Below are 15,257 nucleotides of genomic sequence, written 5' to 3'. Positions count from 1 at the left end.
CGCTTATGGACACGATTCCACTGTGGCAGGCTGAAGCCGCCCGTCTGGCTTTGGCCAAGTTTGCGCCCGCAGTGGTGGGTGAGGTTGAGGCGCTGTTGCCGCGCTTGTTTCAGGCTTTGGCCGATGGCGACAGTTGCATCGCCTTGGCCAAACACGAGCAAGCGCGCGCGTATGCGGCGCAGCCCATAGTCGGCGGCACGCAGCAAGCGTCAACGCCGTTAATCCAATTCGCCGACAAATTGACCTTGGGGCGTGTGTGGCAATTGGAAGCCGAGATTGCCACACATTTGCGCCGTCTAAGCCGGCCTGTAAACCCTGAACAAGACTTATCCAGCCTATTAAAAAGCCTGTTTGCCGAACAATCCAGTCAAGAACAACAGCAAGCGGCTGCGCTCGCTTGCGTCAACCAATTGGCCATCATCACCGGCGGCCCCGGCACCGGTAAAACCACCACCGTGGCCAAATTGCTGTGTTTGCTCAGCTATGGCGCGGCCAAGCCGCCGCGCATCGCCTTGGCCGCGCCCACAGGCAAAGCTGCCGCACGCATGACCGAGTCGCTGCGATTTTCCTTGCAACAATTGCAGCAACACCATGCTGAAGTGATGACGCCAGCGACGGCGCAAGCCTTATTGGCCTTGGAAGGCAAAACGCTGCATCGCATGTTGGGCATGATGCCGCCGAAGATGTTGCCCAAATACGATGCCGAGCAAATATTGCCTTACGACATCGTAATCATCGATGAAACCTCCATGCTCGATAGCTCCATGCTCGGCCATTTGCTTGCCGCCATCGGCGACGACACGCGCTTGATTCTGCTGGGAGATGCTGACCAATTGCCGCCAGTGGGCATGGGCGATTTTCTGTCTTTATTGCCGGCGCAAACGCAAGTATTGCCGGAGCAAGCGGCGAATTTACAAGTTTGGTTGCCTGATGCCACTTGGCACAGCAGCGCTCAGCCTGCGGCATTGGCCGCGCAAACCGCGCGCCTGACTGTCAGCCACCGCTTTGGTGCCGACAGTGGCATAGGCCGCTTGGCGGCAGCGGTATTGCATCAGCGCACCGACACATTTGCCGATTTGTTTGCCGAGCAAGGCGACATAGATTTACAGGCCGCACCTGAGTATGCGCGCAATATGGCGTGGTCGCTGTGGTTGGCGCAGCAAGACTATTGGCATACCGTCGCGGCGGGTCAACCTGAGGCGGTGTTCAAGGCGTGGACGCAGCGCATGTTGTTAACCGTGCGCCGTCGCGATGCCGAACAAGTGAATGCGGCTTTGCGCGATATTTTGGAAAATCAAGGCATCTGGCAAGCAGAGCAAGGCCGTTGGTATCACGGCCAAGCGCTGATGGTGACGCGCAACGATGCCGAAATGGGCTTGTTCAATGGCGATGTCGGCGTGGTATTGCGCGATGAGGCAGGGCGTTTGCAAGCGTTTTTCCCGACCCATGCAGGCATGCGTGCCGTGCCTTTGAGCCGTTTGCCGGCGCACGAAGACGCGTTTGCAATGACGGTGCACAAAAGCCAAGGTTCGGAATTTGCCGAAGTGTGGTTATTGCCACCGTTGGGCGCCTTGGAAGCGGCCGAAGATTACCACCGCGCCTTGCTGTATACCGCCATCACCCGCGCCAAACACCGTTTTGTGTATTGGGGCGATGTCGCCAGTTTACAGGCCGCCTCTATCCGCCACGTTCAACGCCTCACCGTATTGGGACATTTGTTACAGCATGAGCACTAAACCACAGCCGACAGAAGCGCCAGCGCCGGCGCGCAATTACATTACCCCACAAGGTTGGCAGCGTTTGAAAGACGAGTTATACCACTTGGTGCACCGCGAACGCCCCGAAGTGACCAACATCGTCAATTGGGCCGCCAGCAATGGTGACCGCAGTGAAAACGCCGATTACCAATATGGCAAACGCCGCTTGCGCGAAATCGACCGTCGCATCCGCTTTTTGACCAAGCGCTTGGAAATCGCCGATGTGGTCGACCCGGAAACGCGCGAAAAAACCGACCAAGTGTTTTTCGGTGCCACGGTGACAATTTGGCGTGAAAACGGCGACGAGCAAGTGGTGAAAATCGTCGGTATCGATGAAATCGACACCACTTGCAACAAAATCTCATGGATCTCCCCGCTCGCCCGCGCCTTAATCAAAGCGCGCGAAGGCGACGAGGTCAAATTGTTCACACCCGAAGGCTTGGAAATGATCGAGATTGTGGCGGTGGCGTATCAGAAAATCGATTGAATGGTTGTGAGTTTATTAAGGGAAAAAATGCAGGTCAAAAAAACAGTTTTTAATGTATCAGAAGAGAAAATCTCAAAAATAGCGGTGTTAATAGATGCAGACAATGCATCGGCCAAAGACATTGAATACATTCTTAGTGAAATCACCAAATATGGTGAGGCGACGGTAAAACGGATTTATGGTAATTTTACCGACCAAGTTGGCAATGCTTGGAAGAAATGCATCAATGATTTGGCGATTAAGCCCATGCAACAGTTTTCATATACAACAGGTAAAAATGCGACCGATGGTTTTATGATTATTGATGCCATGGATTTGTTGTATACCAACCGTTTTGACGGATTCTGCATTATTTCCAGTGACAGTGATTTCACTGCATTGGCGATACGAATCAAAGAGCAAGGTGCAACTGTTTATGGCTTCGGGAAAAAGCAAACACCTAAGGCATTTGTGAATGCTTGTAGCCATTTTACCTATGTTGAAAACTTGCATCCTGTGGTTGAAAACCCTGTTGAAGTTGCTAAAGAAACAGAATTGGTGAAAGCCAAAGACAATATAGCTGTGGCTGCAAAAACAGCATCAATGGATTCAAAGCACACAGCCACAAAAGACTTACCCATAGATTTAATACATTCCATTTTTGAAGATGCTGAGGAGGAATGGCTGCCCATGTCTACAGTAGGGCAGCGTTGGAAATTGAAGCAAGTGGATTTTGACCCACGCAGTTTTGGGGCAAAAAACTTCAGTGCATTGATTAAAAAGCTGCCAGAAATTTTTGCATGGGAAGAGCGAGAATTAAATAGCCAGAAGCATGTGTATGTGAAGTTGAAATAAACCATCTTACAGGCCGCATTATGCGGCCTGTAAGCATTGGGATTTGAGCTAACAGCTCGATGCTGCCACAATGCGAGGACAACGTACTTCGGGAGTTTGCCATGTGGAAAATAGGCTGCATCACGGTCTTGGTCGCATTGCCTGTGTGGGCGCAGGCTTCGTATGTGGAAAGCTGTGTGATACACGGTAAGGTGTTGCAAGACACGTCCACGCGCACGGTGTACATCAATGGGCCTGAGGGCGAATACGAACGGTCGGATTTGTCGGTGCGTTTGCGCATCAGCCATGTCAGCGTCAGTGGCCGCGCTGACAGTCAGTGCGCCGCATTCAAGCCGCGGGCCGAGTTAGATGTCAACATCAGCCCAGTGCCGCGATTGGCATTGAAGCAAGGGCAGCGCATCCAATTGCAGTATTTCAAAAAACACAATCAAGGCTCTGAGCCGCGCGAGTCTTACCAATTGCTAGCGCCGCAATAGTCTGGATTTTGCATCAACAAGCGGCTTGTAAACCTTTACAGGCCGCTTGTCCGCGTTTATGTTGCACCCATCTTGTATTAAACGTGTCTCTCTTATGAAAACTTTGAATGTCGCCATTACTGGCTTTGGCAATGTTGGTAGCCACATCGCGCAATTGTTGTGGCAACGCCAAGCCACGTACCGCGAGCGTTATGGCGTTGATGTGCGTTTGGTTGGCGTGTGCCGTTCGCGTGCGGGCATCTTGTATGCACACGGTTTGCAAGCTGCAGATTTGGTGTCGCCCAATTGGACTGAGGGTTTGACGGGCGAGGCGTTTTTGCAAGCCTTACAGGCCGATGTGTTGATAGAAACGGGGACTAGCGATTTTCAAACCGGCGGCATGGGTTTGGTGTATTTGCGCCATGCCTTGCGCCACAATATGCAGGTGATAGCCGTTTCCAAAGGCGCTTTGGCGCTGCATGGGCGTGAATTGTTTGACACGGCCAAACAGGCGGGCTTGTCTTTGTTGGTGAGCGGCGCCACGGCGGCGGCCTTGCCGACGGTGGATTTTGTGCAAAGACAGTTGGCCGGTTGTGAGGTGTTGGCGATAGAGGGCATATTCACCGGCACGGCCAATTTCATTCTCAATCAAATGATGCACGCGGGCATTGGATTCGATGAGGCTTTGCAACAAGCGCAAGCGGACGGCATTGCTGAGGCCGACAGCTCGTTTGACACCGATGGCTGGGACACGGCCGCCAAAATCACCATCATCGCCAATGCCTTATTCAATACCGACCTCACCATTCACACTATTGCCAGAGCAGGCATGGCACATTTACAGGCCGCCGATATGGCCGCATGGCGTGCGCAAGGCTTGATGCCGCGTTTAATCGGCCATATCACGGTACAAGACGGCAAGGTGAGCGCTGGTGTGGCGGTGCGCGCCGTCGATGCCGAACATGTGTTTTACCGCGTGAACGGCAAAAACAAGGCCATGCAAGTGGTGACGCGGGAAATGGGCGCACTGTGCGTGCAAGGCGGTGCTTCATCGCCACAAGCGACCGCTGCCGCTACCTTGAAAGACTTGGAAAATCTGCTCAAACAGGCTTGAAAGTATATGAATTATGGCTGATTGGAGTTTACAGGCCGCTTTTGTCTTGATTTGAAATGGCCAGAGTATTTAGGCATAGCCTTGTGGCAAGCGCATTCTGTAGGCGGCCCATCCTTGTGCACGCTCGTCCAGCGTTAAGTCAGATGCCAAGCACACACCACAACCGTCGGCACCAAAATCGGGAGGGTCTCAACAGTATTGTGCCAAATGTTGCGCAGATGCTTCTGCGGGCAAATATTGCCGCTTGCCCAATAAAGCCTTGCCATCACCATTGATGGCAGGCACGGCATGGCCGCCTTTTTCCATGAGGCGCAACAAAATGATGGCACTTAAGAGCCATTGCAAATACGGAGCTGAAAGCATTGGAAACTCCTCTACCAAAGCCTCTTTGGTGCGCCACAACCCTACCTCATCTGTGCAGATTTCATTGCGGTACAGCTCTATGCAGTCATCCACACTCAGATAGCTTTGTTACTTCACAAATGTGTCTAAAGTTTGCATGTAATTGATTGCTTCTGTATCCAATTTATTGTGTGTTTAAAAACAATTACATTACATAGAATGTTCCATGTAAATAAACACTTATGGCATAAAAACACCACCGGTAATCATGTGTAAAAGCAGTTGCTCTAGGCATGTTTTTGATTATATTGCTGCTTTAGGGAGTATAGCGTTGGTAAGGAATGTGTTCTTCGTCATAAATGTGGTAAATGCAGTCGAACAAGGATTGGATGTAGTCGCTGTCGTCCATGCTGCGGGTGGCCAAGAAAATGGGGCTGACGGCATCGTTGTCCAAGAGCGGAATGTAATGCAAATTGGGGATGCGGATGGCTTTTGAGCTTTCGGGCACGACAGCCACGCCTTCGCCCGCTGCCACCAAACCAAGAGCCAATTGGATTTCGCGCACCACTTTGTGATTTTTCGGTTCCAAACCATGCTCGGTAAACAAAGCCAGAATTTGCGTGGAGAAATTTGGTTTGGGGGTATTGGGGTAGAGCAATAAGGCTTGGTCGGCGATGTCGGCCAAATACAGGCCGTCTTGATTGTTGGCCCACGGATGGCTGCTGTGGGTGGCCAAAACCAAACGCTCTTCGCGCAGCAATACCCGCCTTACCGCCGAATCCGAAATGCGCAAACGCCCGAAGCCGATGTCGATGCGGCCTTCTTTTAGGGCGTGAATTTGTTCCGCCGTACCCATTTCTATCAGTTCGATTTTCAGTTGTGGTTGTTGCTGTTTGAACGCATACACGATGCGCGACAACAGGCCATACAGCAAAGAGCCGACAAAGCCCATGCGTATGGTGGTTTCTATCAAACCGATGCGCTTGGTCATGGTTTTCACTTCTTCGGCCTTGGCCAATAAAGTGACGGCGTGTTGGTAAAAAAATTGTCCGGCATCGGTGAGCTTTAACGGCCGGCTGCCACGCTCGAACAGTTGTATGCCCAATTCAGATTCCAGATTCTGAATTTGTCGACTCAATGGAGGCTGTGCAATGAACAATTTTTCCGAGGCTTTGGTAAAGCTTTGCTCCTCAGCCACTGCCACAAAGTAGCGCAAATGCCGTAATTCCATATCAATACCTTTAAAGTATAGAAAAATACAAATTCAATCTTGGACATATGTAATTCATTCTTTTAAGGTATATCAAACAGAGCAATCAAACAAGATTGAAAGTGAAAAAATGTACACATCAGTAGACACTTTAATCGTAGGCATTCCTACCATCAGACCGCACAAACTGTCGGTTACCACCATGCAGGTGCAAACCTTGGTATTGGTGAAAATCACCACCGAAGACGGCTTGGTCGGTTGGGGCGAAGCCACCACCATAGGCGGCCTGAATTATGCCGCTGAAAGCCCTGAAAGCGTGAAAGCCAATGTCGAACATTATTTCGCTCCCTTGTTGTTGCAAGACAAGAGCGACAATGTGGCGCAAACCTTAAAACAGGTCAACAAAGCCATTAATGGCAACCGCTTTGCCAAATGTGCGGTGCAAACCGCCTTGCTCGACATCCAAGCGCAGCGCTTGGGCGTGCCTTTGAGCGAATTGTTGGGCGGCCGTTTGCGTAACAGCTTGCCAGTATTGTGGACTTTGGCCTCGGGCGACACTGACAAAGACATTGCCGAAGCCCAAAAAATGATTGCGGCCAAACGCCACAACACCTTTAAATTGAAAATCGGTTCCAACCCTTGGCAACAAGATGTGGAGCACGTGATTGCCATCAAACAGGCTTTGGGCAAAGACGTGAGCGTGCGCGTGGATGTGAACCGCGCTTGGTCGGAAATGGAATGCATACACGGCATCCAAGCCTTGCAAGACGGCGGCATCGATTTGGTCGAACAGCCGTGTGCGATTGAAAACACCGATGCGCTGCGCCGCTTAACCGAGCGTTTTGATGTGGCAATCATGGCGGATGAGGCTTTGACTGGCCCATACAGCGCTTACCGTGTGGCCAAAAATCACGGTGCGCATGTGTTTGCGGTGAAGATTGCCCAATCGGGTGGTTTATTGGAAGCGAAAGAAGTGGCTACGGTGGCGAAATTGGCTGGCATTGATTTGTATGGCGGCACCATGTTGGAAGGTCCAATAGGCACCATCGCCTCTGCTCACACGTTTGCCACGTTTGAAAACTTGGCTTTTGGCACCGAATTGTTTGGGCCTTTGCTGTTGACCGAAGAAATTTTGACTGAGCCGCTGCAATACCGCGACTTTGAATTGCACTTACCAACAGCACCGGGTTTGGGTGTAGTGGTAGACGAAAACAAAATCGACGCTTTGCGTCATCAATAACCCAAGGAGACATCATGCTGTTTCACGTGCGCATGGACGTGCATATCCCTTTGGATATGCCAGCTGAACAAGCGGCCGAAATCAAAGCCGTTGAGAAAGCCTATTCTCAAGACTTGCAACGTCAAGGCAAGTGGCGCCACATTTGGCGCGTGACGGGCCAGTATTCCAACATCAGTATTTTTGATGTGGCCAGCAATGAAGAATTACACACCATCTTGCAAGGTCTGCCTTTGTATCCGTATATGGATGTGGAGGTAATGGCATTGAATCGTCATCCGTCATCGGTGCGTGACGACGACTCATAAGCAGTTTCAGGTGTGGCGATGCACTCGCAGAAGTGTGACGACACCTTAATTCAGTGAATCATAAACAATCAGTTATTACAAAGGAGTTTTACGATGGAACATGCAAAAATTGACGCGTTGGTTACAAAAATGAATGTGGACACAGCCACGGGCCCAGTCGATGCACGGGTGCAACAAGTGGTGGTGCGTTTGTTAAGTGATTTATTCAAAGCCATTGAAGATTTGGACATCAGCCAAAGCGAATTGTGGAAAGGCATTGAGTACCTGACTGACGCGGGTCAAGCCAATGAGTTGGGCTTGTTGGCGGCAGGTTTGGGCTTGGAGCATTTCTTGGATTTGCGTGCTGATGAAGCCGATGCCAAAGCCGGTTTGACTGGCGGTACGCCACGCACGATTGAAGGCCCGTTATACGTGTCTGGTGCGCCAGAAAGCGTGGGTTTTGCACGCATGGACGATGGTTCTGAATCAGACACCTTGGACACTTTGTTCATCGAAGGCGTGGTAAAAGACACTGAAGGCAATGTGATTGAAGGCGCCAAAGTCGAAATCTGGCACGCCAATGGTCTGGGCACTTACTCATTCTTTGACAAACGCCAATCTGAATTCAATTTGCGCCGCACCATCATCGCCGATGGCAATGGTCATTACTTGGCGCAAACCACCATGCCAGTGGGCTATGGTTGTCCTCCAGAAGGCACGACTCAGGCTTTGTTGAACAAATTGGGTCGCCATGGCAATCGCCCATCGCACGTGCATTATTTCGTGTCTGCACCGGGCTACCGCAAATTGACCACCCAATTCAATATTGAGGGTGACCAATACCTGTGGGATGACTTCGCCTTCGCTACCCGTGATGGTTTGGTGGCTGTGGCCACCGACGTGACCGATGCTGCTGAAATCAAACGCTTGGGCGTGGATGGCAGCCGTCCAGTCAAACACATTACCTTTAATGTGGAATTGGTGAAAGACAAGGACACGGCTCCTTCTTCTGAAGTAGAGCGCCGCCGCGTTGCTGCTTAACACCTGAAGTCATAAAACAAGCATCAAAGCGGCCTGTAAAGCCGCTTTGATGGAAAAACAGACAGTGTTTGATTGGAGAACATCATGCCCTCTATCCCTATTCTCAGCGTCAGCCATCTGGATCACATTGATGATTTGTTGGTTGAAGATTTTGAAAGCGGCGAGTTTAAATTACACCGTTCCGTGTTTACCGATCAAACTCTGTTTGATTTGGAAATGAAATACATCTTTGAAGGCAATTGGGTGTATCTGGCACACGAAAGCCAAATCCCCAACAACAACGATTACTACACCACCCACATCGGCCGTCAACCGGTATTGATTGCCCGCAATAAAAATGGCGAACTCAATGCCATGATTAATGCCTGCTCACACCGTGGCGCGCAATTGTGCCGTTACAAACGCGGCAACAAAGCCACTTACACCTGCCCATTTCACGGTTGGACGTTCAATAACTCAGGCAAATTGCTGAAAGTCAAAGACCCAGGCGAAGCCGGTTATTCAGATTGTTTCAACCACGAAGGTTCACACGATTTGAAAAAAGTGGCACGTTTTGAGAGCTACAAAGGCTTTTTGTTTGGCAGCTTGAATGCCGATGTCTTGCCTTTGACCGAATACTTGGGCGAAACCACCAAAATCATCGACATGATTGTCGACCAATCCGATCAAGGCTTGGAAGTGTTGCGCGGTTCATCCAGCTACACTTACGAAGGCAACTGGAAACTGACTGCTGAAAACGGTGCCGATGGCTATCACGTGTCGGCCGTGCACTGGAATTACGCCGCGACCACGCAACAGCGCAAAGAAAAACAACAAGAGAACGACAATGTGCGTGCCATGAGCGCAGGCTCTTGGGGCAAGCAAGGCGGTGGCTCTTACGGTTTTGACAATGGCCACATGTTGTTGTGGACCCAATGGGGCAATCCCGAAGACCGTCCTAACTTCCCTAAAGCCGCCGAATACACCGAAAAATACGGTGCAGCGATGTCGAAATGGATGATAGAACGCTCGCGCAATTTGTGTTTGTACCCGAATGTGTATTTGATGGACCAATTTGGTTCGCAAATTCGGGTGTTGCGCCCGATTTCGGTCAACAAAACCGAAGTGACGATTTACTGCATCGCCCCTGTGGGTGAAGCACCCGACGCCCGCGCACGCCGCATTCGCCAATACGAAGACTTCTTCAATGCTTCAGGCATGGCAACCCCCGACGATTTGGAAGAATTCCGTGCTTGCCAAGCCGGTTATGCTGGCATAGAGCTGGAATGGAACGACATGTGCCGCGGCTCCAAACACTGGATACAAGGCCCAGATGAAGCTGCCAGTGAAATCGGCCTGAAACCGAAACTCAGCTGCATCAAAACCGAAGACGAAGGTTTGTATTTGGCGCAACACCAACACTGGTTAGCGACGATGAAACACGCCATTGCAGTGGAAAAAGCCATTGCAGATGCAGAAGGAGCGGCATGATGAGCAACGAAAAAATCACCGTAGAAGCTGTCAGCCAATTTTTATACCGCGAAGCGCGTTACTTAGACGACGAAGAATGGGACAACTGGTTGACTTGTTACGCACCGACGGCGTCATTTTGGATGCCGGCTTGGGACGATTTCGACAAATTGACCGAAGACCCACAATCGGAAATTTCGCTGATTTACTACCCAGACCGCCAAGGCTTGGAAGACCGTGTGTTCCGCATCAAAACCGAGCGCTCATCGGCCACCATGCCCGACACCCGCACTTGCCATAACATCGCCAATATTGAAATCATTGAGCGCAATGGCGACCTAGCCACCGTGCGCTTTAACTGGAATACCTTGAGTTTCCGCTACAAAACCAATTACAGCTATTTTGGAATGTCGCGTTACGTCATCGATTTTTCCGGTGATGCGCCGCAGATTTTAAGCAAGTACGTGGTACTGAAAAACGATTACATCAACCAAGTGATTGATGTGTATCACATATAAAAATAAGCACAGTTGGCGGTTGGCTTAGGTTAACCGCCGCCATGATGCGTTGGAACACAACAAAGAGAGAAGAGGACCGAATCATGTCTAATCATAAAGTCGCCTTGCAATTTGAAGATGGTGTGACCCGTTTCATCACCGTTGCCAATAATGAAGTCTTGTCAGACGCCGCCTACCGTCAAAAAATCAACATTCCCATGGATTGCCGTGAAGGTGCTTGTGGCACTTGCCGCGCGTTCTGTGAAACCGGCACTTATGACATGCCGGAAGACAATTACATCGAAGATGCCTTAACCCCTGAAGAAGCCGAACAAGGCTATGTGTTGGCCTGCCAATGTAAAGTCACCTCGGATGCGGTGTTCCAAATCTTGGCTTCGTCTGAAGTGTGCAAAACCACCATCCACAAATACCAAGGCACGTTGACCGATGTGAACCAATTGTCGGATTCAACCATTACCTTTGACATCGAATTGGACGAAGACCAACCCGACATTCATTTCTTGGCCGGTCAATATGTGAACGTGGGCATCCCCGGCACAGAAGAACACCGCTCGTATTCTTTCAGCTCCGAGCCGGGCAACCGCCGCACCAGTTTTGTGGTGCGCAACGTGCCCGAAGGCAAGATGAGTGGTTATTTGAGCCAGCTTGCCAAAGTCGGTGACAAAATGTCCTTCACTGGCCCCAATGGCAGCTTTTATTTGCGCCCCATCAAGCGGCCTGTAGTGATGTTGGCTGGCGGTACGGGCATTGCGCCGTTCTTGTCCATGTTGCAAGTGTTGCAAAAAGAAGGCTCGGAACAGCCAGTGCGTTTGGTGTTTGGCGTGACCCGCGATTGCGATTTGGTGTCTATGGAAACCTTGCAAAACCTGCAAGACACTTTGCCATGGTTTGAATTCCGTACTGTGGTGGTCGATGCCGATAGCAATCATGAGCGCAAAGGCTATGTGACCCAACACATTGAAAACGAGTGGCTCAATGGTGGCGATGTCGACGTGTATTTGTGTGGCCCTGTGCCGATGGTTGAGGCAGTGCGTGGCTGGTTGGACAGCGAAGGCGTGAAACCGGCCAATTTCTTGTTTGAAAAATTCTCTGCCAATTAAGCCAAGGACCCATCATGCAAACGCAACGATTTACGAACAAAGTGGTGGTGGTCACTGGCGCTGCCCAAGGCATAGGCGAGGGTGTGGCCTTACAGGCCGCTCGTGAGGGCGCGCAACTGATATTGGTCGACCGATCCGAATTACTGCAAGACGTGTTGCAAGCTGTGCACGCCTTGGGGGCTGAGGCCATCATGGTGTTGGCAGACTTGGAGACTTTTGCGGGCGCCGAAGCGGCGATGGCGGCGGCCATAGACAAATTCGGTCGCATCGATGTGTTGATTAACAATGTCGGCGGCGCGATTTGGATGAAGCCGTTTCAAGAATTCACCGAAGCGGAAATCATCAAAGAAGTAAACCGCTCGCTGTTCCCGACCATGTGGTGTTGCCGTGCAGTGTTGCCGGAAATGATTAAAAATCAACAAGGCACCATCGTCAATGTGTCATCCATCGCCACCCGCGGCATCAACCGCATTCCGTATTCGGCTTCCAAAGGTGGCGTCAATGCCTTGACCGCATCGTTGGCGTTTGAACACGCCGCCGATGGCATCCGTGTCAACGCCGTCGCTACCGGTGGCACCGAAGCACCACCGCGCAAGATTCCGCGCAATGCCAATCCTTTGTCGGCAGCTGAGCAAGAATGGATGCAGGCGGTGGTGGATCAAACCCGCGACAGGACGTTTTTTGGCCGCTATGGCACGATACAAGAGCAGGTCCATGCCATTTTGTTTTTGGCATCGGATGATTCGTCTTACATGACGGGTACGGTCGTGCCTGTGGGCGGCGGCGATCAAGGTTAATCGATACGGGGAGCAGTCATGCCAAATGCCTTGCAAAGCATTAAAAACGATTGGTCTGTGTCGGCCACGGTAGCAGGTTTCTTGGCGGTGTTGATTTCGTATTCTGGGCCTTTGATTATTTTCTTTCAGGCCGCTCAGAATGCGCATGTGTCTAACGACATGATGGTGTCGTGGATTTGGGGCATTTCCATCGGCGCTGCCGTGGCAGGGATTTACCTGTCGGTGAAATACAAAGTGCCGGTGATTACCGCATGGTCGGCACCGGGAACGGCACTGCTGGTGACACTGTTTCCGCACATCAGTTTGAATGAGGTGGTGGCGGCTTACATCATTGCGGCGGTGGTGATTTTTCTGATCGGCATCACCGGCTATTTTGATGTGTTGTTGAAATGGATACCGCAAGACATTGCCGCAGCAATGATGGCCGGCATTTTGTTTCAGTTCGGTTTGGGCTTGTTCAAGGCCACCGACACCATGCCGGTGATTGTGTTTGGCATGTTGCTGGTGTTTTTGCTGGCCAAGCGCTTCAGTCCGCGTTATGCAATGGTGTGGGTGTTGGTCGCTGGTGTGGCCTTGAGTTTGGCCGGTGGCAAAATGAATCCTGTGGACGTGGATTTCTCCTTGGCCATCCCGCAATTCATCGCCCCAGAATGGACGTGGAACAGTGTCTTCAATCTGGCCATTCCGCTGATCTTGGTCAGCCTGTCAGGACAGTTTTTGCCCGGCATGGCCATCATGAAAATCAGTGGTTACGACATGCCAGCCAAACCCATCATCAGTGCCACCAGCGTGGTGTCGTTGGCGGTGGCGTTTGTTGGCGGCATCACCATCGTGTTGGCTTCGATTACCGCAGCCTTGTGCATGGGTAAAGATGCGCACGAGCAAGCGGATAAGCGGTACATTGCAGGCATCGCCAACGGTATTTTCTACATCATCGGCGGTTTGTTTGCTGGCAGCATCGTGATGTTGTTCAGTCTGTTGCCCAAGGAATTGGTGGCGGCTTTGGCAGGTTTGGCATTGTTGGGCGCGATTGCCACCAATGTGTCCATGGCCATGGCCAATCCAGAACAGCGTGATGCGGCGTTGATTACCTTCTTAGCCAGCGCCTCGGGCATGAAGTTTTTGGGTTTGAATTCGGTATTTTGGGGCATTTGCATTGGTATCGTCGCCCATTTGATCTTAAACAAGCGCCCTGTCAAACAGGTGGCTAAAGTCTAATACCATCCGGGCTGGTAAACGCAGTATCGGGTTTACAGGCCGCATTTAGAGAGAATAGAGAAGAACATGATAGACAAAACCTCCGCTTCTTTACTGGAAGCAGTTGGCCAAATCAAAGACGGCAATACCGTGATGATTGGTGGCTTTGGCACCGCAGGTCAACCGGCTGAACTCATCGATGGCTTGATTGAATTGGGCGTGAAAGATTTGGTCATCGTCAACAACAATGCCGGCAATGGCGATTATGGCTTGGCCAAATTGTTGAAAACCGGCGCAGTGCGCAAAATGATTTGCTCTTTCCCGCGCCAATCCGATTCATGGGTGTTTGATGAATTGTATTTGGCCGGCAAAATTGAATTGGAATTGGTGCCACAAGGCAATTTGGCCTGTCGCATCCAAGCCGCTGGCATGGGTTTGGGCCCGATTTACACGCCAACAGGCTTCGGCACTTTATTGGCTGAAGGCAAACCAACCATGCATTACGAAGGCAAAGACTATGTGTTGGAAAACCCAATTCGTGCCGACTTTGCCTTAATCAAAGCCTACCAAGGCGACCGTTGGGGTAATTTGGTTTACCGCAAATCCGCGCGCAATTTCGGCCCCATCATGGCCACCGCTTCCGATTGCACCATTGCGCAAGTGAATGAAATCGTGGCTTTGGGTGAGCTTGATCCCGAACACATCATCACCCCCGGCATTTTTGTTCAACACGTGGTGCAAGTTGCGCCGGCGCAGTAAGGAGAAACCAACATGACTTATACCAAACTGACGCGTGACCAAATTGCCGCCCGTGTGGCGCAAGACATTCCCGATGGCGCGTATGTGAATCTGGGCATAGGCTTGCCTACCAAGATTTCCAAGTATTTGCCTGCCGACAAAGACGTGTTCTTGCATTCGGAAAACGGCTTATTGGCGTTTGGCCCACCACCGCCAGCGGGCGAAGAAGATCCTGAGTTGATTAATGCGGGCAAAGAGTATGTGACCATGCTCACTGGTGGCTCGTTTTTCCACCACGGTGATTCGTTCACAATGATGCGTGGCGGCCATTTGGACATTTGTGTGTTGGGCGCATTTCAAGTAGCGGCCAATGGCGATTTGGCCAATTGGCACACCGGTGCACCCGATGCAATTCCGGCAGTTGGCGGCGCGATGGACTTGGCCGTGGGCGCGAAAAAAGTGTTTGTCACCACCGACCATGTGACCAAAGCGGGCGAACCGAAAATCGTCGCCGAATTGACTTACCCTGTCACAGGCAAGCATTGCGTCAACCGCATTTACACCGATTTGTGTGTCATTGACGTGACGCCAGACGGCTTGAAAGTCATCGAAAAAGTCGATGGTTTGGGTTTTGACGAATTGCAAGCATTGACAGGCGCGACCTTGATTGATGCCACCCATTAAGCATGAAAGC

Annotated in this window: 17 protein-coding genes; 15 read left to right on the top strand and 2 right to left on the bottom strand. The window is 51.2% G+C overall.

Features of this window, described 5'->3' with window-relative positions; translation table 11 throughout:
- Positions 1-5 precede the first annotated feature (5 nt).
- The 5 genes from recD to BN3003_RS00950 all read left to right on the top strand — a co-directional run bounded on the left by recD (position 6) and on the right by BN3003_RS00950 (position 4,647).
- Positions 6-1,736: an exodeoxyribonuclease V subunit alpha gene (recD, locus tag BN3003_RS00970; RefSeq protein WP_058304875.1), complete on the top strand. Its 1,731-nt coding sequence runs from the start codon at positions 6-8 to the stop codon at positions 1,734-1,736.
- Positions 1,726-2,244, top strand: coding sequence for a transcription elongation factor GreB (greB, locus tag BN3003_RS00965; protein ID WP_058304874.1), 519 nt, complete (start codon positions 1,726-1,728; stop codon positions 2,242-2,244). The genes recD and greB overlap by 11 nt, the downstream gene beginning before the upstream one ends.
- The gene (locus BN3003_RS00960; protein WP_234332978.1) at positions 2,245-3,078 is read left to right on the top strand and encodes an NYN domain-containing protein; all 834 of its coding nucleotides are present in this window, start codon (positions 2,245-2,247) and stop codon (positions 3,076-3,078) included.
- 101 nt (positions 3,079-3,179) lie between these two features.
- On the top strand, positions 3,180-3,554 hold the full coding sequence (locus BN3003_RS00955) for a hypothetical protein (RefSeq protein WP_058304872.1): 375 nt from the start codon (positions 3,180-3,182) through the stop codon (positions 3,552-3,554).
- A gap of 94 nt (positions 3,555-3,648) precedes the next feature.
- Positions 3,649-4,647 (top strand): homoserine dehydrogenase, encoded by a 999-nt coding sequence (locus tag BN3003_RS00950; protein ID WP_058304871.1) that lies wholly within the window; start codon positions 3,649-3,651, stop codon positions 4,645-4,647.
- A 189-nt stretch (positions 4,648-4,836) separates the two neighbouring features.
- On the opposite strand, the gene BN3003_RS18725 is transcribed toward BN3003_RS00950, so the two are convergent.
- Positions 4,837-5,103 (bottom strand): hypothetical protein, encoded by a 267-nt coding sequence (locus tag BN3003_RS18725; RefSeq protein WP_147645289.1) that lies wholly within the window; start codon positions 5,101-5,103, stop codon positions 4,837-4,839.
- 202 nt (positions 5,104-5,305) lie between these two features.
- Positions 5,306-6,220, bottom strand: coding sequence for a LysR family transcriptional regulator (locus BN3003_RS00945; RefSeq protein ID WP_058304870.1), 915 nt, complete (start codon positions 6,218-6,220; stop codon positions 5,306-5,308).
- A 109-nt stretch (positions 6,221-6,329) separates the two neighbouring features.
- Here BN3003_RS00945 and BN3003_RS00940 point away from each other — a divergent pair, with 109 nt between their 5' ends.
- From BN3003_RS00940 to BN3003_RS00895, 10 genes are all read left to right on the top strand, one after another.
- A complete protein-coding gene (locus tag BN3003_RS00940; protein WP_058304869.1) occupies positions 6,330-7,439 on the top strand; it encodes a muconate/chloromuconate family cycloisomerase in 1,110 nt (369 codons plus the stop codon).
- Positions 7,440-7,453: 14 nt separating this feature from the next.
- Positions 7,454-7,744 carry a muconolactone Delta-isomerase gene (catC, locus tag BN3003_RS00935; RefSeq protein WP_058304868.1) on the top strand — a complete coding sequence of 97 codons (291 nt, stop codon included), beginning with the start codon at positions 7,454-7,456 and terminating at the stop codon, positions 7,742-7,744.
- Positions 7,745-7,837: 93 nt separating this feature from the next.
- Complete coding sequence (gene catA / locus BN3003_RS00930) at positions 7,838-8,764, top strand: catechol 1,2-dioxygenase (RefSeq protein WP_058304867.1); 927 nt, start codon at positions 7,838-7,840, stop codon at positions 8,762-8,764.
- 84 nt (positions 8,765-8,848) lie between these two features.
- Complete coding sequence (gene benA / locus BN3003_RS00925; RefSeq protein WP_058304866.1) at positions 8,849-10,234, top strand: benzoate 1,2-dioxygenase large subunit; 1,386 nt, start codon at positions 8,849-8,851, stop codon at positions 10,232-10,234.
- Positions 10,231-10,731: a benzoate 1,2-dioxygenase small subunit gene (gene benB / locus BN3003_RS00920; RefSeq protein ID WP_187119834.1), complete on the top strand. Its 501-nt coding sequence runs from the start codon at positions 10,231-10,233 to the stop codon at positions 10,729-10,731. The genes benA and benB overlap by 4 nt, the downstream gene beginning before the upstream one ends.
- An 83-nt stretch (positions 10,732-10,814) precedes the next feature.
- A complete protein-coding gene (benC, locus tag BN3003_RS00915) occupies positions 10,815-11,831 on the top strand; it encodes a benzoate 1,2-dioxygenase electron transfer component BenC (RefSeq protein WP_058304864.1) in 1,017 nt (338 codons plus the stop codon).
- 14 nt (positions 11,832-11,845) lie between these two features.
- The gene (gene benD, locus BN3003_RS00910; RefSeq protein ID WP_082625476.1) at positions 11,846-12,628 is read left to right on the top strand and encodes a benzoate diol dehydrogenase BenD; all 783 of its coding nucleotides are present in this window, start codon (positions 11,846-11,848) and stop codon (positions 12,626-12,628) included.
- Positions 12,629-12,646: 18 nt separating this feature from the next.
- A complete protein-coding gene (gene benE / locus BN3003_RS00905) occupies positions 12,647-13,846 on the top strand; it encodes a benzoate/H(+) symporter BenE (protein ID WP_058304862.1) in 1,200 nt (399 codons plus the stop codon).
- 66 nt (positions 13,847-13,912) lie between these two features.
- Entirely contained in the window at positions 13,913-14,584 is a 672-nt protein-coding gene (locus BN3003_RS00900) for a 3-oxoacid CoA-transferase subunit A (RefSeq protein ID WP_058304861.1), read from the top strand.
- 12 nt (positions 14,585-14,596) lie between these two features.
- Entirely contained in the window at positions 14,597-15,247 is a 651-nt protein-coding gene (locus tag BN3003_RS00895; RefSeq protein ID WP_058304860.1) for a 3-oxoacid CoA-transferase subunit B, read from the top strand.
- Positions 15,248-15,257: the final 10 nt, after the last annotated feature.

Source organism: Vitreoscilla massiliensis (genome assembly GCF_001457815.1).
Classification (GTDB): Bacteria; Pseudomonadota; Gammaproteobacteria; order Burkholderiales; family Neisseriaceae; genus Vitreoscilla; species Vitreoscilla massiliensis.
The sequence above is the reverse complement of the archived record's forward strand: the minus strand, read 5'-3'. Positions and strand labels throughout refer to the sequence as shown.